Genomic DNA, 16,683 nt, shown 5'->3' with positions numbered 1-16,683 from the left:
TCTATCAAACAACCTCATATTCGATATCGTGCTTCTTGCAAAGTAATTCTAAAGCACTCAATTGTTGCTGAGGGTATTCACCATATGACCCTTTACGCACAAACAAGCTGTAGTTATCTGGCGGAAATTTCTGCTCTTTTGCTTTCAGATAACATGCCTTGGCCTCTGACACGTTGCGTAAAGCTAAATTCGCATCCCCCATTAAACAGTAAGCTTCCGCAAGCCCCGAATGTAGGTCAACCACCATTTGCGCACAATCTATAGCCTCTTGCCACTTCTTTAAATAAAGAAAACAAGTTGCTAGCGACTCTAATGTGGCGCAGCGATACGCAGTTGATAACTGAGGGTGATCAAGGCAATCCATATATGCATCACCAGCCTCGATAAATTTTCCTTGCTTACGCAGGGCCTCCGCGAGATAAAACATGGCTCTAAGATCAGCTGGGTTTTGATTTAATAAATTCCTACATATACGAGCATTTCGTGAAGCAGATTCTTCCGTTTTTTGGCTCTGCCCCAAGTCCTGAATACATAAGTCTCTGAGTGTAATGACCTCTCCCGTGACGTTAACAACCTCGTGAACTGCATGGTGAAAACGCTGTTCAGCCATATTCCTAAATAGCCTTATGGCCAACCATTGAGTCTGTCCACGGCTAATAGTAATTGCTGCAGCTGTTGTTTTATTCTCAACCTCTAGCAGCTGTTTAATCGTCTTATCTGACTTATTGCTAAACACCTCATCAGCATCAATCGAAAGAATCCAGTCTCCTTGCGCTAGCCTAACACAGCGATTACGCGCATCAGAAAAATCAATTATTTTCTGATCAGTATTATTGCAGCCCGTATAGCGCTCAAAAATATCAGCACGACGCCGCGCAATATCAGCCGTGTTATCCGTAGAGCCTGTATCGACAATACATAGCTCATCGTACCCCCCCGCAAGACTATCAATACAGCGCTCGAGTACTTCTTCGGCATCACGCACAATCATGCAAACGCTTACGCGGTGCATAATGTACTCCGAGTAACTTCCCTAGTTGAGTGGCTTAGCAAATCTTCCTGTAAGGTTCCTAAGAAGATATTTTGGTCATAACGCGATAGTGCGCTTCTAAACATTCTATCCCGACTTTCCCAGCGACTACTTACCTCTGGATACTCCTTAGTTCGTGAATGATCATCGTGTGATAAGTGCAGTAACGTGCCGTGTTGCTGCCTACTTAGGCCAAGCCCCAATGTTAATCGGCAGATCATATCTTGATCTTCCCAACCCCAGCCCTGCATAAAACCGCTATAACCATTAATTTTCTGCATATGATCTTGCGTCAAAAACAGAAGACCAGGCGCATTGCGTATGCCTGTAGCCGCATCTTCTTCAAAATCAACAATCTCTACCTGCTGACCATCGCGCGTTTTGATAATCATATGATAACCAAAACACTGAATATGGTTTATATCAATCGCGTTAATCTTCTCCTCTTGAACATGCTTAATAGTGACAAAAGACTTTGGCAAGACTAATAATTCAAGGCATCGTTGAACAGCATCCAGCTCTAACACAATGTCACAGTCACAAAAAAACAGATTATTATTTTTCGCATAGGAGGAACCAATATTATTAGCCGATGCCTTATTGAAGAAATCTCTACCGGTGATTTCGACAATACGCAGGTCGTCGTGCTTGGGCAAACGCTCATAATCTAATTGGCCACAATAATTCACCAAAATCACTTCGCCTTTTAGCACATTAACAACGTTGATAAAGCTATCAATACTACGATAGAGTTCATCCCTATTTTTCCAAGCGATTATAATACTGATCATTGAATATACCTCTTGTACCAGGCGCTTACAGTTAACAGCACCCACAATTCATTCGCCCAGGAGCCATGATCAATGGCTTGATTTTCCTTATTGCATTTCATATATAGCAAATAACGATCCAGGACTTCCTCATTTACAATACCGGACAACCAAAACTCGCTTTGCTCAAGCTGATTACGAACAAAATCATAGAACTCTGATTGTTTAAGCCATGTTTTAAATGGAAAATCGAATGTTCCGCGCTTACGACTCAATATTTCTTCAGGAAACTTTTCGGCAACAATCATTTTTAAGCTAACTTTACTAAGCCACTTATCATCTTCATATAAGAATCGCTCTTGAGGATAAAGCGAACATGCCTGCTCTACAAACTGTGGATCCAGAAAGGGATATACGATATTAGCGCCAAGTTGGCGCGGATAGACATTAAAATTCCGCAATAATAAGTCAGGGATACGATGATGACATTCATGCGAAACCATAAATGAAAATAAATGACTATCTTTATCGACTCCACCACAACTTTGATAAAAGTATTTCAAATCTTCAATATTGAAATCCAAAAGATGATTATCTGCTAATATATCACGCAAGGAATCTGGATTAAAAAAGTCCGCAACACCTGGAAATAGGATCTTATCAAGCTCATTAACATAATTTAGTAAATTAACCGCTCTAACACCGCCATCTTTAACGATATCACGCACACGAAAATAGTAATCAAGCATCTTGTCATAATTACCAAGTACTTCGTCTGATCCCAAACCAGAAAGGATATGCGAATACCCATCATTAACGGCAGCATCTACAAGCGCATGATTACAGATTCCAGCCCAGGCACTAAGGGGCTGAGGTGAATCAAGCACTTGCTTCAGGTAATGTAATACATTCTCTTCATTAAGTGAGACTTTAGTTAATGGAAGGTCGTAAGCTTTACTAACGATATTTGCATAATATGCTTCATCATCGAATTGTGGGTCATCATAGCTCACGGTGTAACAAGATACGTCTATGTTGCCCCCCCGTTTTTTTCTCCATTGACTCCCTGCTATATAGCTAATATAACTGGAATCGAGCCCGCCAGATAAAAATATAGCATTGCCCTCTTCACTAAAGCTTTGCAAACACGCATTCTCCAGAGTGTCTTCTAATACTTTTAAGCGCTCTTCACGCCGTAATAGAGGTAGCGGCTTATCCAATGGCGACCAATATCGTCCGCTTTTAACTCCTCCATTAATTGTCACAAAGTTTGCCGCCTCAACACTATGAATCCCATGAAATAACGATGCCCCAGCTCTGGGCCGACCATAGAGAAAATGATTGAACATGGAATCAATATTGGGGCTTCGCCCTCCACCACTTTGAGGAGGAAAAAAAGCATCCACTAACAGGGTTAAATTTGTAGATACGCCACAAATATCTTCACTGCAGTGGTAATAGACATCGTCAACACCGAGACGATCACGTACAAGAACTAAATCACCTTCAGAATAAACCAGTAATGCACAGCTTAGACTACACTGCTCAACTAAAACCAAGGAAGAATCAACATCACCGGATTGCCAACTTTCTGAAAAATCTTTAAGGGCGTATTTATCCCTATCAGTTAATGGATTAGCAGCAACAACGACATCATCATGCTTAATGATAAAAGGCGCGTAAATGATGCAGTGAGAATCGACAAACAGCTGATGCTGATGATTACGGGCGTGGAGGTTCTGCACAAACTCATAACTAGGGTGCTCTTTGATGAGGTCAGACGAGAAGGATCCAAGCAAGGTATGTTCAGAAATCATATTATCTAGCACTAGACTTTATTAGCGTTAGATAAGAGACGATTTAAGCGACCAAATTGATCTAATGCGTTTTCTACATTTAAAGGCGCTTCCATAAAACGTAATGATTCCGGTAAATTGTTTTTTAGCTCACTAGTAAGATGCACCATGCCACACTCGTCAATATGCTCGATGCCATCCAACTTTGCAGCTTGCTTATTTAGAGTAATCGCTTGCTCATGCGACAAATACTGGCAACTCTCTGATATTAATCGCCCCTCCTCTATGCGACATGGATAACCGCCAGCCAAGCCACTCGGAGAAGGTAGACTCGTTGAAAGGCTTCGTGACGAATCTAGCAGGGCAATAACGACATCAACTGCATGGGCTGCAGTAAGCTGATTAAGGAGAATATTTCGTTCTAGCGGGGCTGTGCCAACCACAAGATCAGACCAAGACCTTGGCTCACCGTTGAACTCAACGTAGCAAAGCGCTTCATTACTGTAATCACCGCACAATAAAGCTTGTACCACTGCATGGTGAGCAACTACACGTATTTCAGCTCTAGGGTTATGCACCTGTAAAAAACGATGCAGCATACCTGCATTCCCCAACCCACACAGTGGTGCCAAATCATTCTTGGCAAGAATTACGTTGACTGAATCGGGAAAGGAACAGTTGATATATTTAGATTCGGCACCCAACCGCCGTAACGAATCGGCGATTCGAAAAGCTGCGGGTAATTGAGCGCAAAGCTGAGCGGCAAAGGCAAGGCTGCCAAGTTTTTTTGCAGTAGGGCTCGGCGTACTTAAGTAAGCCCATGGAGAGAGCAGGCTTGCACAGTTGATATAAATATCCCCCCCTGCATGCTCAATATAACTCTCAAGCTGCCCCGAGTCTAAAACATCAACCTGGTATGCAGCCACTCGTGCGAAGTTCGCCCCAATAGCCGAACTATTTAATAGGCAGGCTTTTGAATACACATGAGGGCTGCGGCTTACAAGATCAATATCAATATCGTATGAAGACAGCTGTAAACCTGCTGCGATGCGCACAGCCAAATCACCAGCACCAATCAATACGACCTTTTGCCTAGGTTGCATATTTAAGCCCGCAAAGAATAAGACAATAGAAGGCAATACTAAGTATTAAATTTATCGATACCTAGTACACCCCTATATTTAGAAAACGATGGCGCCTAGAACAACACCAATAGCGATGGAAACACCAATATATGGCCAGTTGATAACGGTGCCTTGACGATTGAGAACATCTGGCTCCCCGCCCTTACCTGTATCGCCATCACCATCAAAACTAGACAGACGTGTTTTGTATCGCTCAGCGAGGTTATCTAAATCACCAATCAGTCGGCCAATACCTTGGCTAGCTTGAAATAACTCGGCATCTTTTCCGGTATCGCCATCAGCGGCATCGCCTTTTCCGGTATCGCCATCAGCGGCAAATTTACCAAAGCGATCACGATAACGAGCTGCTAGATTATCTAGGTCACCAAAGAGCGAATCTAAGTGGCTCGAAATAACACCAGCATCCTTACCTGTATCCCCATCAAGTGCTCCAGGAAAACGGTTGCGGTAACGATCAGCTAAAACATCAATGTCTTTAAAGAGAGGAGTGAGATTGGCGCGGACATCCAAAATACTGCCTTTACCAGTATCACCGTCACCGCCATCTTTACCAGTGTCTCCGTTACTAAACTTTCCTAATCTATGATAACGCTGTGATAGCTCATCCAGATCACGAATTAAATTCTCAGTACTAGAGACGGATGAAATAAATGCCTTACCGGTATCACCATCTAATCCACCCTTGCCGGTGTCACCATCTAATGCATCTTTACCTGTATCACCGCTATTTTGGAATCGATTACGAAAACGAGAAGCAAGTTTATCTAGATCTTGTGTTAACTCAGAAACAGAGTTTTTACCTTCCATCATACATCTCCTTGTAATTTCATTGGAATAAATACCAGCAATCAGCCACAGACGTTAAGCGATTTTCATTATCAAAGCAAGCAACAAAAATCACCCTAATTTTAGCGAAGAAACATTGCATAAATCCCCCTCCATGAGGCATAAATAGCCACGCCAAGCAAAAGAGACATACCGCGCCAAAATAGAATTTATCAGCATGAAAAACAGCAGAAGGGCTTAAAGAGTAATTTGCTATTAGAAATCAAAATCTATACTAAGAGCAGCATATAAGCAGCGTTTTAATCGCCCCATCCAAGATGGATCCACAAAGAAAGAGCACATCAAAACTGTGTTTGATAAAAAAGGAGGGTATAAATTTAGTTATGGCCTTAAATAACGAAGATTGAAATGGCAGGCGCCATAAATAATCACTAACTGCCAGATCGAGCCCTGCTACGACGATTAAGGCGACATGAAAATCATCACAGAATCAACCCTGTAACTAATCACTTGTGTCCTAATCGCCAACCTATATTGCTATGAACATTCACTAGCACAGCAGAAACATACATGAAAAAGTCACTCCATCAAGACGTCAGCGCCTTTAACCCCAGCAACTTTCCAACCACATTTGCCCTACTAGCATCATTAGCAAGATAACTCTGAGTCGTCTGCTCTACAATCTGATGATACTCAGTAAAGGTCGCGGCCTTAGCTTTTTTGGGGTTAGTACTACGCAAGAGTGATTTAATGCCAACCGACCTACTTAAAGAACTAGGCGCGCAAGAGGACTGTGAATAACCAAAATGCAACAAACCAAGAATTTCACGACCAGTTACTCTAAACGCGTAGTCATCAGGGTCTTTATCGGTATGACTTAGATTAAAAAGATTTTTTTGCTCTGCATAAGAGGCAAGCTCAAAAGTGGCGCCGCCATGAATGCCGCCCATAATCCAACAGTCGTTCAACAAAATACTCCACGTAGTACCGTGAACCTGAAGAATATTGCCAGAGCGCATCACCGACGTCTTATCATAAACGCCATGCGCATCCTTCAAGTCATCTAGCACACCAGCAATCAGGCGCTGACCATCCGCATTTTTAGCATTGTTATACACGGCCCAATACGCTTTGAGGTAAATAGGCATATCGAGGTGATCGGTCTTACTGATTTTACCCGAGGTGATTTTCCCTGCTCGCACCAACGTCTCGAGAATGGGTTTTACTTCCGCCGAGAACTGGGTAAATGAGGTATACATGCGTGAGATCTCCCTTTCGTATTTGAACCGTGTTTTATCTTACTCAAATCGTATTACAAATAAGTAAAACTACCACACAAATACGCACAAAAAAACGGCCAATATTTAAGCATAAGTATGAACGAGTAGGCACAAATCAAGAAATAACGCTGCTATTTAACTTATATCAAATTATCGCCATCGACTGCCCACCTACAAGGTGGGCTAACAACTGAACGCCACCCAAGCCCAATCCTCCTAAAAGATCCAGAAAATCAATAATCAGATAAAAAAGTACCCGCATAAAGCGGGTATTTAAAACCAAAAACTAAAATTTAGGCCGTAGAGCTTCACGCATCTCTTTCATTTTAGATGGGACGATCGTCCACCTATTAGCATCATCAAATTCAAAATCAATTTTAAACCGCCCAGACTCTTTATCCATTTGAATAAGGAACTGTTTGAATTTATCACCGCACTCAACAGCAACAGCTTGACGGAGCTCAATAATTGTATCACTCAACAACAAAGGTGAAGATTCGATACCTGCAGAAACGGGTCTTACTTTTCCTCTATTATATAAAAATCCTGAGTTGGCCACATGCCCATCTGCAGTATCAAAAACAAAAACAAGCTGCTCCCATTCATTTTCTATGACTTTTTTACACTGAAGAATTAAACCTGCAATTTCTTGAACATACTCATTTTTAGTTTTCATAATCCCTCCTAGCGAACACACCAGTGAATACCTTAATAAATCTAAATACACCACGATTAAGCATTCTGGAAACCTATGTAGAGCGAAAACGTTAGTGATAATATATACGCAGAGCCCATCGATAGCCCAAAAAAACCTTCTATGAAGAGCGCATTAGTAACTATATTCAGAGTTAGACCCTACTTGAAGGCTTATCAGCAATATTTAAGGATACAACTACAGGACAACAAGTATTCTTTGAATAAGTAATATGTAGTCGATAATCAAAGAAGGTATCCCACCTTTCTGCAGCTATAGACTTATCCCTCCTTTCTCTTGACCAAGACGCTTCACCCAGAACTTTTGCAATATCGCTCTGAGTAGCATCAAATCGAATACCATTAGGCATTGAGCCAGCATATTCTGAATAGTCGTCCTTACCTTCAGAGTATAAAAATATGCCACTTAAATATAAAGAACCAGTACCAATACCTTGATCTTCTCTACCTAGAAACATCGCTTCATCAGTGAACACCAACGAATAACCATCACTTCTATTTTCATAATAGGTTCTATACTCACCAGAAGGTAAAGCTAAACCTCTTACTAGGCCATCTGATAAGACACTCAAAAAGCTGTTTAACTGAGAATCAACCACCGACCTCCCCAACAAGGGTAATAACTCATCAAGATTCATAACTAGACCCTAAACAATTAAAACTATTAGAGGAACCTGCTACCACACAAGAATTCTGACATATGATCAGGCAGACCAAAATCATCCGTTTAATGAATACAACAACCTGAACAGACATACATAAAGATGTATTATAAACTTGGCTTAAGATCCTCTCTTATCTCTTTCAGAGTTTTACCGCCAGAGGGGATAACTCTCCAGCGCTGGCCATCATCAAATTCAAAATCAATTCTAAAACGTCCAGACTTTTTTTCCATCTGAACAAGCAACTGCTTAAACTTTTCTCCACAATCACCCTCAACAGCCGCTCTAAACTCTCTAATTGTGTCACTTAACAACATTGGATCTTCTGATATTCTCGCGGTTACAGGTCTAACTCGATCGCCATTGTAGAGAAACCCTGAATTAGCAATGTGGCCTTCCCCAAGATCAAAAACAAAAGTTAGAGACTCCCATTCGTTAGCAATTACCTTTTTGCACCTAAGAATAAGATCTGAAATTTTTCTAGGGTATTCATCTTTATTTTTCATAAATTATATCCCCAATATCAGGATCGGTTACTTCTTCAGAAACTATAGTTATGAGTCAGAATCTTACGAAACATAAGGCTATATTTTTACCTTCCGCTAAATTCCTTCATACTACCCATCATACCATTCATTTTCACCTTTATTATAAGTACTGAGATTACGGTTAATTTTTGAGAAATGGAATCTTATTGCTTCAATCAGACGCATAATAATAGTAAATAATATGGCAGCCAAAGCGCCCCTTCTAATCTACAGATAAAATTTATGTAGACCTTAGCTTAGAGATTCTTGGAGGGGTATTATATGAGAATTCGTATGAATAATTCCCATCATCTGCAATTTTGATATCGCATATCGTCCACGCTGTATTATCTTTATTAACACTCTTATGCGTAGATCTAAGGCTTTCTAGGGAATCACATACATCAGCACTCAACTTAAAACGATTTCTCTTATCACCGATGGAATAATAGCAAGAGGGGCTAATAACAAGATCCCCGTCCACCTCATCAATCTCAACATTAAGGCCAATTGACTCCCAATCATCCTCGACTAAATCTACGATATCTTGAAGAAGAGCTATTTGCTCATCATTTATGATACTCATTGTTATTCTCCATCCTTAACGGGCCCTTAATTTATCCAATCTAGGTGTATTTTCATAAGAGTATGTGTACTCAAAGTCACCACTTTCTTTGATTACAAGATGACAAGTCTTCCAGCCTCCTCCCTGACTCAAATCTTTTAGCTGCTCAAACTTATCAGTCACTTTAATACTCAAGCTAAACTCAGCCTCTTCGCCATCTAAAACAGAGTAACTATCAGGGCTCATTACCCGCTCACCATCGATATCATCAATTTCTAGATCGATGACTATTTCATTCCAATCATCCTCAACCAGATCAACGACATCTTGCAGCAATTCTTCTTGTTTTTCTCTTACGAATTCCATCTTAACCACCTTGCTGATTCTTAAATCGATATTTAACAGACCACTACTCTCTACTCTGTAGGACGCCTCAAATTGATCTGGCCTACTTGACGCATTACCTTCTTCGTAGAGAGGCTTAACCTCTATCGCTATTTCGTTACCAATCTTACCGATACTAACCTCATCTACCCCAGGCCAATGATCGGCCTTTTGTAACCAAACCTTATCTGGCGCGCCTGTTTCTGACTTGCAATCATTGCCCCAATAAGCTGATCTATTTTGTTCACCGAGGCATCTAGCTCATTATATATAGGGACACAGGGGGCAGGGGGGCAGGGCTACGTCCATAATTTGGGCGCTATGTTTTCTCGTATGCTTTGCAATTTTCTTAGTAGTTTCCGCGCACTCAGTAAGTAACTTTCCAACTTTTAAACCAGACTAATAAGAGCGCTTGACTGCCAAGTTAGGCTACGACCGCAGCGCTACCGGTTACGGCCGAGAGAATAATGGTAAGGATTAATTCAAATACACCGACAATGTCTACCCCCCCATGATTTTAATGAGGTGCTTACCACTCACGCCCATTTACTCAAACAACAGAGTAAAAAGTCAACTACAGCGTCCTAAGAACCTATACTCATTTGGCTACCTATTATCATTGAACTCATATTTATCAGATATTTTTTTAAACTGATCAACCAAGCCCTTTTCTCTAAGCAAGTGGTATGGAATCTGAATAGAGGTTGATTTTTTAATCTTACCAGGCCGGCTAAGATTACTGATCGTAATACCTGGCTCAAACTCCCTTCTACAATTAGGAGTGAATCTAAGCTTGATTGTCTCTCCATTTATATTTTTTTTGTAATGCAGCATGTCTGGTGAAGCGCCACCATCATTTGGCAGTTTCCAAAATATAGAGGTAACAACATTATAAGCCCAAGAAACTGCTGAAACCGGCATAATAAACTGACTTACGCTGTAGCCAGGCTCATCCTCTGATCTAAACCCAGAAGGATCGTAAGGATCTTTCCTAAGAAAAACCAGATCCTCATCAGACTGAATTAAATATGTTATTTCACCTAAATAAAACGAGTTATTTATTTCAGAAACAACAGTGTAACCACTAGGCAGGTTATTAATATCTAAAAACGTCACAACCTCCTCCCTTACTTAATCGATTTTTCTGAAACTAAAATGATAGATCCACGCTCTTCTGATTTACATATAGCCTTAGGCAATTTCGTCGAATTCATATATTAAGTACGACACTTTTTAAAACCATGAAGGAAAGCAACAAAATAAATCTTATCCCATTCCGGAAAAATGAAGAAGAGTAATGGCTTATCCTAAGAAGAAATAATAGCGCTTTAAGTTGCTAAACTGCAGTGCTTATCAATCAGGGCAATTGCAGATGTATTCGACATCATCTCTACGCCATATCGATAATCGACTAATAACCTACAGACCATCTTAACCATATTAATAGTCATTTCACTATCTCTGGTTTTGAAAAGGTGAGATTAAGATTAAATATTTGTGTTTCACCACCAAGGAAAACCTTATCACTCCCAACCCAATATTCAATGCTTTTCACTCTTAACTTAAAGGTGCTTGCACCCTCTAACACCTCGAAATCAATCATAGATCGACCTTCGATGTCACGCCAATCTTACCCGCATTAACGTCAGTATTATCAACATAATAGCTTCCGATTTTGGCTCTCTAGTCTTTCTATCTGATACGAACATTGATAATGATTGTCATCTTTTTGACACCTATCACCTCAACATTTAAATCAGCATCTATTCCCCGAAGGGGGGGCTGTCACCATTTTCATATCTCGCTTCGGAGAACACTGCAAGAGGCTTGCTAACATTACACTTACTGCATGTGTCTTAAACTTGCCAAATGTTATTAACTCTATAACCACTAAAAATAACATTTTTATTTAATATATCGCTCAAGCTTCTCCCTCAAAATCCGCTTCAACATAGGCTTCTCCACCCTTACTTATTACCACATGCTCTTCCAGCGCTAACCCTGACAGCGTCACGCATAATCTTGACAACAATAAATTAGGCCTTCACTGAAATCCCGCTCTCTCCTCTGAAACTCTAGTGGCAAATCGCTAGGTGGAATAATCTCATAAAACTCTTCATTTATTGACTTATCACATAAAGGGATAAAACTACCAGATACACCATACCCATCCTGATCACACAACAAATTATCTTCTAAGTATTTTTTAATTCTTTAGCTATACGGCGTAACTTAACAACATCAACATCTATGTAACGATATTCCAACTCATTAAATCTAACTAACTTTTTAATTGTCATGGGCATTTTATCCCTGTCACAACTGGAGAACTAAAATCGGCTCCACTATACCTACTTCTTTTAGTTCGGCGAAGCATTGAATTTTAAGATGATCCGGGAATGGGGCCTTAAGAAAACTGAAGACAAGTAAAAAATTATGAGAAGGCCATATTTGACAAATCATCTTCAGTAATGACGGATGGTGATTTAAGATCTTTTATCAACGACAGATATAGAAACAGATCACTCTTATTTAACGAATTTAGGTTTTGCCCACCTCCTGCAACTAAAGACGGAGTAAAAGAATATACTTCAAACTCGCTAGTCGGGCCAAGTTTCTCACAAAGTTGCTCATGCATTTCTTCGCCAGTACTCTCATCTTCCACATCAAGAATATCTGGCGACAAAGAAGCCAAAAACAGATTAAATTCTTTGTTTAAATCCGAACTGGGTGGATCTTGTAATATTATCCAGGAGTTCATGGAGTTAATCTCATATATAAGCCCATAATCTTCTTTCCAGACAAAAAGATCTCCAAAGGCACTTTTTGCAATAACATGATAGTTATCTGCACCTTCAAGACCGGCTTTATCCAGCCACTCACAAAGCTCTCCCTTGTATTGTTTCGGATTTACAATCCAAAACAGCCCAGAAAGAAATGAGCAAAACCCATAACTCCCCCAAAAGGATATTAGATTTTCTGGAAGCTTAGCGCTGTATTCTTTTATAGTTTGTTGATCAGGGAAAACTTGATTTTCAACAGCCTCGAATTCATCAAAAAAACTATCAATATATTTATTCATGGTTACATTTAGCAGATCATTAGCATCAAATTAATATTATCATTAGACAACACTCCCTAAGACTTTAACTGTCGCCTCATCCGCGCCAGAAACTCTTAATTGCCCCCCTAACTAACGAGTTAGCGCTTACATTTCACATCCCATTAGTGCCTACCCTAGAAGATAATCTTGCCCCACGAACACATCCGAAACATGGGGCATCAGCTAATTATTCATTACCTTCAAGCCATCACGATCTCGACCTTTTTAAATCGGAAAACATTAATCAGATAAAAAACACCCGCATAAATCGGGCATTTAAAACCAAATACTAAAATTTAGGCCGTAGAGCTTCACGCATCTCTTTCATTTTAGATGGGACGATCGCCCACCTTTTAGCATCATCAAACTCAAAGTCAATTTTAAAATGCCCCGACTCTTTTTCAATTTGAATCAAAAGCTGCTTGAATTTTTCACCGCACTCATTAGCAACAACCTGACGAAACTCTTTAATAGTGCCACTTAACAGTAGAGGCTCTTCTTTTATTCGAGCTGTAGCTGGACGAATTTTATCGCCAGAATATAAGAAACCGGAATTTGCAATATGCCCATCCGCAACATCAAATACAAACGTCAACCCATCCCAATCATTAGCCACAACATCTTTACACCTAAGAACCAGGCTAGAAATTTCTTGAATAAAATCGTCTCTAGTTTTCATGAAATACTCATTATTTATAAAAAGCTATATCTGCCTTTGACACCCAATCTAAAGATTCGACGGCAGCATTATCAAACTCATGCTCCCTTTTGGAAACAACATCACCGGAACCTCATACTCAGATATAATATTTGTGGGCCTTTCCACCCCAAAAGGATGCAACTCTACCTCTAACTTTACTTCAAAGCCTTCATTACTCCAATCCGCCCACTCATTTTCTATCTTTTTATAAGCGCCACGATTTAGGTTGGAATTTTGAGGGAATAAGTTCTTCTTCCCTTGATCGAACATAGAACGATGCCCAACAATATGGCCGCCAACATCATCCGCTAGATGAGCATCACCTTTAATGCGTACTAGAAATGGGCCCCTCTACAGAGACAGGGCGGCCTTTCTCATCAACTGTCCATTCCGCAATATTATTGCCGTGAACCTCCTTAATTTTTTGTTTTCGGCTTCGTCTTACTGACCTCTCCCGTCTCCGCCCCATGCTAATCAGTCTTCTTAGCACCGCCTTCAGCCGTATCCAAGTCAGTAAACTTAGGTGCAGAGCTATCGCCATCAATTTTTTACTGCGCTTTTTAGCTCGCTTAGCAATCTTTTTGGTGGCCTCTACAAATTCTTTAAATAACTTACCGACGCTTTTGAACTTGCCCATTAAACGAGCTTTGCTACCATACAGCTACAGCACTACCGGTTACAGCCGCCGGCACAATGGTGATAAGGTGTTAAGAAATAACCTCAAGAGCAATAACCAGATAAAAATACCCGCTTATATCGGGCGTTTAAAACCAAAACTAAAATTTAGGCCGTAGAGTTTCACGCATCTCTTTCATTTTAGGTGGGACGATCGTCCATCTATTAGCATCTTCAAACTCAAAGTCAAAGTCAATTTTAGATCGCCCCGATTCTTTTTCTATTTGAACAAGAACCTGTTTAAACTTATCACCACACTCTTTAAAAACCACTGACCTTAACTGCTGAATTTTTTCATCAATAACCAAAGGGGAATTTTCGATATCTGCAATTGCTGGGATACATTTTTCACCATAATAAACAAAACCTGAATTAGAAGTAGCACCATCGCTTGTATCAAAAACAAATGCACAACAATCCCAATCTATACTCAATAGATCCTCACTTTGGCATATAAGGTCTCTTATTTCATTTGAGATCCTATTATCTATATTCATATTAGTTTACATACCCTTTCATATCTTACCTTTAAATATGATATAAAATTTTAGTTCCAAATTGTAAAATCACATTTACGCTTAAAGAAACATCACCACTGGAAAATAAACCTCTTCCTCATGGATTTTACTAGCTTGTCTTTCCGTCCAACAAGAATGAAACCCACATCTAAGATTTCAAACTTAAGAAGCAAACTTCCCCACCTTCGGATCTTATTTATACCATAAAAACAATAATTAGATAAAAAACACCTGCATAAACTGAGACCTTAAAACAAAAACTAAAATTTAGGCCGTAGAGCTTCACGCATTTCTTTCAACTTAGATGGAACAATTCGCCAACGGCTACTATCTTCAAACTCAAAATCGACCTTAATTTTTCCTGATTTCTTTTCCATTTGAATGAACACTTGCTTAAATTTCGCTCCGCAATCTTCTGCAATCTTCTTTCTAAGTTGTTCGATCTTCAAATCCAGCAAAAGTGGTTCTCCATCAATCCCAGCAGAGATTGGGCGTATTTTATCCCCATAGTACAGGAAGCCTGAATTGGCGGTATGGCCCTCAGCCGTATCGAACACCAAAGCCAAAACGTCCCATTCATTCTGTACAACCTTTCGACACCTTAGAACCAATTCACCGATTTCATTAATATATTCATTATCAATATTCATGATTAAAATTTGTAGTCCTTCATATCAGATTCAGCGATGCGGTCAAAACCTTAACCCACAGTGTTATCAAACATATGCCTTCCATCAAATACAGCATAACTGGTATCAGTGTCAGTAACTCATACCCTGACATTATATTTGTGGGTCTGTCCGCCCCAGACTGACCAGCCCCTAACGTTATTAACTTTACTTCAAAGCCTTCATTATTCCAATCTGCCCACTCATTTTCCATCTTTTTATAAGAGTCACGATTTGGATTATAGTTTTGAGAGAATAAGCGTTTGCCGCTCCTTGATGGGACATTAAACACCCCCAATAGTATGACCGCCATCATTTACCAAACGAGCGTCACCACCTACATTTCTGTAAACCATTTATTCTGATAAGCGAACGCCAAGAAAGAGTATGCGCCCTCCCAAGCTTTAAATTGTGCTATGGATCGGATTAAGTAGGTCGCCCTGCGCAAACAACTAGTTACAAATAAATATTAAATACGACCATTGACCAGAGGATACAAAAAGGCCAGCAATACTTAAATATTTACCTCATAAAAGATGTAAGTAACCTACCTATTAAATAAATCCTTGATGATATCGTCTTCACCTGCGACTATCTCCGAAAATTCTTTCTCAGAAATACCGCCTTCTATCTTCTGCTCTATATTAGCCCCATGCTCTAACAGTAACCGTATAGAAGAATACTCATAAGGCTTAGTTAACAGCGCCTCCCGAAGAGGGCTAACACCTTCATCATTAATATGGTTCACATCCACCTTAGCGTCCAACAATACTCTAACTATACCCGCATCTTTCAATTTCATCGCGTAATGAAGTGCATTATTACCATAAACATCAATAGCATTCACATCAATGCCGCAGGTAATTAGGTGCTGAACCATTTTCAAGACAGGAGGCTGTGAAATGGGCATTAACGCTCGATGAAGATAATTCCAACGCTCTTTCGTTGTAATCTCATCAACGGCAAGCCCTTGCTCTAAGAAGCCATTAAATTTTTCGATATCGCCTTTTAATATAGCCCTTAAAACTTCTCGTGACATACCACAAAACCTCTAACTTTCAATCCGAAGCAATCTTCCATATCAATAATAATATTAACGACTCTACCTCTACTAGGAATTTTATCCACATGATTTAAACTTCTCTTTTCGTCCTCAACTTTAGAAATTGATGGCGAACATTTGTTAATACTCCTTTCTTAACAAGCCCTCGCTTAGAATATTAAGATACTAACAAATTAGAAGTTAAATTATGATGTATTCGTCTTTTTAAGCCCTCCTTCTTTTTCGGTCTTCATAAACTTAGTTTCGACAGACTCAACATACAAACCAAGAGCAGTTTTAGGGAACTTTATCACAGTA

Annotated in this window: 19 protein-coding genes; all 19 read right to left on the bottom strand. The window is 39.9% G+C overall.

Going from position 1 to position 16,683, the window contains the following annotated elements:
• Nucleotides 1-4 precede the first annotated feature (4 nt).
• A complete protein-coding gene (locus tag AB1S55_RS07690; protein ID WP_370981225.1) occupies nt 5-1,012 on the bottom strand; it encodes a glycosyltransferase in 1,008 nt (335 codons plus the stop codon).
• Entirely contained in the window at nt 1,000-1,821 is an 822-nt protein-coding gene (locus AB1S55_RS07685) for a galactosyltransferase-related protein (protein ID WP_370981224.1), read from the bottom strand. The genes AB1S55_RS07690 and AB1S55_RS07685 overlap by 13 nt, the downstream gene beginning before the upstream one ends.
• On the bottom strand, nt 1,818-3,617 hold the full coding sequence (locus AB1S55_RS07680) for an asparagine synthase-related protein (RefSeq protein ID WP_370981223.1): 1,800 nt from the start codon (nt 3,615-3,617) through the stop codon (nt 1,818-1,820). Before AB1S55_RS07680 ends, AB1S55_RS07685 begins: the two co-directional genes overlap by 4 nt.
• Nucleotides 3,618-3,628: 11 nt before the next feature.
• Entirely contained in the window at nt 3,629-4,699 is a 1,071-nt protein-coding gene (locus AB1S55_RS07675; protein ID WP_370981222.1) for a hypothetical protein, read from the bottom strand.
• A gap of 78 nt (nt 4,700-4,777) precedes the next feature.
• A complete protein-coding gene (locus AB1S55_RS07670; protein ID WP_370981221.1) occupies nt 4,778-5,551 on the bottom strand; it encodes a hypothetical protein in 774 nt (257 codons plus the stop codon).
• A 563-nt stretch (nt 5,552-6,114) separates the two neighbouring features.
• Nucleotides 6,115-6,786 (bottom strand): hypothetical protein, encoded by a 672-nt coding sequence (locus AB1S55_RS07665; RefSeq protein WP_370981220.1) that lies wholly within the window; start codon nt 6,784-6,786, stop codon nt 6,115-6,117.
• A gap of 307 nt (nt 6,787-7,093) precedes the next feature.
• Nucleotides 7,094-7,483 carry a hypothetical protein gene (locus AB1S55_RS07660; protein WP_370981219.1) on the bottom strand — a complete coding sequence of 130 codons (390 nt, stop codon included), beginning with the start codon at nt 7,481-7,483 and terminating at the stop codon, nt 7,094-7,096.
• A gap of 172 nt (nt 7,484-7,655) precedes the next feature.
• Nucleotides 7,656-8,159 carry a hypothetical protein gene (locus tag AB1S55_RS07655; RefSeq protein WP_370981218.1) on the bottom strand — a complete coding sequence of 168 codons (504 nt, stop codon included), beginning with the start codon at nt 8,157-8,159 and terminating at the stop codon, nt 7,656-7,658.
• Nucleotides 8,160-8,290: 131 nt separating this feature from the next.
• On the bottom strand, nt 8,291-8,689 hold the full coding sequence (locus AB1S55_RS07650; RefSeq protein ID WP_370981217.1) for a hypothetical protein: 399 nt from the start codon (nt 8,687-8,689) through the stop codon (nt 8,291-8,293).
• Nucleotides 8,690-8,951: 262 nt separating this feature from the next.
• On the bottom strand, nt 8,952-9,296 hold the full coding sequence (locus AB1S55_RS07645) for a hypothetical protein (protein WP_370981216.1): 345 nt from the start codon (nt 9,294-9,296) through the stop codon (nt 8,952-8,954).
• A 15-nt stretch (nt 9,297-9,311) separates the two neighbouring features.
• A complete protein-coding gene (locus tag AB1S55_RS07640) occupies nt 9,312-9,641 on the bottom strand; it encodes a hypothetical protein (RefSeq protein WP_370981215.1) in 330 nt (109 codons plus the stop codon).
• A gap of 624 nt (nt 9,642-10,265) precedes the next feature.
• Nucleotides 10,266-10,775 carry a hypothetical protein gene (locus AB1S55_RS07635; protein WP_370981214.1) on the bottom strand — a complete coding sequence of 170 codons (510 nt, stop codon included), beginning with the start codon at nt 10,773-10,775 and terminating at the stop codon, nt 10,266-10,268.
• Nucleotides 10,776-12,093: 1,318 nt separating this feature from the next.
• Nucleotides 12,094-12,741 (bottom strand): GAD-like domain-containing protein, encoded by a 648-nt coding sequence (locus AB1S55_RS07630; RefSeq protein ID WP_370981213.1) that lies wholly within the window; start codon nt 12,739-12,741, stop codon nt 12,094-12,096.
• A 310-nt stretch (nt 12,742-13,051) separates the two neighbouring features.
• Nucleotides 13,052-13,441 (bottom strand): hypothetical protein, encoded by a 390-nt coding sequence (locus AB1S55_RS07625; protein WP_370981212.1) that lies wholly within the window; start codon nt 13,439-13,441, stop codon nt 13,052-13,054.
• Between the two features lie 48 nt (nt 13,442-13,489).
• Nucleotides 13,490-13,792 carry a DNA/RNA non-specific endonuclease gene (locus AB1S55_RS07620; protein ID WP_370981578.1) on the bottom strand — a complete coding sequence of 101 codons (303 nt, stop codon included), beginning with the start codon at nt 13,790-13,792 and terminating at the stop codon, nt 13,490-13,492.
• Nucleotides 13,788-14,099 carry a hypothetical protein gene (locus AB1S55_RS07615; protein ID WP_370981211.1) on the bottom strand — a complete coding sequence of 104 codons (312 nt, stop codon included), beginning with the start codon at nt 14,097-14,099 and terminating at the stop codon, nt 13,788-13,790. Before AB1S55_RS07615 ends, AB1S55_RS07620 begins: the two co-directional genes overlap by 5 nt.
• Before the next feature lie 139 nt (nt 14,100-14,238).
• Nucleotides 14,239-14,634, bottom strand: coding sequence for a hypothetical protein (locus AB1S55_RS07610; protein ID WP_370981210.1), 396 nt, complete (start codon nt 14,632-14,634; stop codon nt 14,239-14,241).
• Nucleotides 14,635-14,915: 281 nt separating this feature from the next.
• Entirely contained in the window at nt 14,916-15,305 is a 390-nt protein-coding gene (locus tag AB1S55_RS07605; RefSeq protein WP_370981209.1) for a hypothetical protein, read from the bottom strand.
• A 565-nt stretch (nt 15,306-15,870) separates the two neighbouring features.
• Nucleotides 15,871-16,362: an ankyrin repeat domain-containing protein gene (locus AB1S55_RS07600; protein WP_370981208.1), complete on the bottom strand. Its 492-nt coding sequence runs from the start codon at nt 16,360-16,362 to the stop codon at nt 15,871-15,873.
• Nucleotides 16,363-16,683 lie beyond the last annotated feature (321 nt).

It is taken from the genome of Agaribacterium sp. ZY112, from assembly GCF_041346925.1.
Taxonomy (GTDB): domain Bacteria; phylum Pseudomonadota; class Gammaproteobacteria; order Pseudomonadales; family Cellvibrionaceae; genus Agaribacterium.
This window is presented reverse-complemented; position numbering and strand designations above follow the sequence as displayed.

Bases quoted from the DNA above. Each gene is read 5' to 3' on its own strand.
- AB1S55_RS07690 (WP_370981225.1), bottom strand. From the start codon at position 1,012: ATGCACCGCGTAAGCGTTTGCATGATTGTGCGTGATGCCGAAGAAGTA.
- AB1S55_RS07685 (WP_370981224.1), bottom strand. From the start codon at position 1,821: ATGATCAGTATTATAATCGCTTGGAAAAATAGGGATGAACTCTATCGT.
- AB1S55_RS07680 (WP_370981223.1), bottom strand. From the start codon at position 3,617: ATGATTTCTGAACATACCTTGCTTGGATCCTTCTCGTCTGACCTCATC.
- AB1S55_RS07675 (WP_370981222.1), bottom strand. From the start codon at position 4,699: ATGCAACCTAGGCAAAAGGTCGTATTGATTGGTGCTGGTGATTTGGCT.
- AB1S55_RS07670 (WP_370981221.1), bottom strand. From the start codon at position 5,551: ATGATGGAAGGTAAAAACTCTGTTTCTGAGTTAACACAAGATCTAGAT.
- AB1S55_RS07665 (WP_370981220.1), bottom strand. From the start codon at position 6,786: ATGTATACCTCATTTACCCAGTTCTCGGCGGAAGTAAAACCCATTCTC.
- AB1S55_RS07660 (WP_370981219.1), bottom strand. From the start codon at position 7,483: ATGAAAACTAAAAATGAGTATGTTCAAGAAATTGCAGGTTTAATTCTT.
- AB1S55_RS07655 (WP_370981218.1), bottom strand. From the start codon at position 8,159: ATGAATCTTGATGAGTTATTACCCTTGTTGGGGAGGTCGGTGGTTGAT.
- AB1S55_RS07650 (WP_370981217.1), bottom strand. From the start codon at position 8,689: ATGAAAAATAAAGATGAATACCCTAGAAAAATTTCAGATCTTATTCTT.
- AB1S55_RS07645 (WP_370981216.1), bottom strand. From the start codon at position 9,296: ATGAGTATCATAAATGATGAGCAAATAGCTCTTCTTCAAGATATCGTA.
- AB1S55_RS07640 (WP_370981215.1), bottom strand. From the start codon at position 9,641: ATGGAATTCGTAAGAGAAAAACAAGAAGAATTGCTGCAAGATGTCGTT.
- AB1S55_RS07630 (WP_370981213.1), bottom strand. From the start codon at position 12,741: ATGAATAAATATATTGATAGTTTTTTTGATGAATTCGAGGCTGTTGAA.
- AB1S55_RS07625 (WP_370981212.1), bottom strand. From the start codon at position 13,441: ATGAAAACTAGAGACGATTTTATTCAAGAAATTTCTAGCCTGGTTCTT.
- AB1S55_RS07615 (WP_370981211.1), bottom strand. From the start codon at position 14,099: ATGGGCAAGTTCAAAAGCGTCGGTAAGTTATTTAAAGAATTTGTAGAG.
- AB1S55_RS07610 (WP_370981210.1), bottom strand. From the start codon at position 14,634: ATGAATATAGATAATAGGATCTCAAATGAAATAAGAGACCTTATATGC.
- AB1S55_RS07605 (WP_370981209.1), bottom strand. From the start codon at position 15,305: ATGAATATTGATAATGAATATATTAATGAAATCGGTGAATTGGTTCTA.
- AB1S55_RS07600 (WP_370981208.1), bottom strand. From the start codon at position 16,362: ATGTCACGAGAAGTTTTAAGGGCTATATTAAAAGGCGATATCGAAAAA.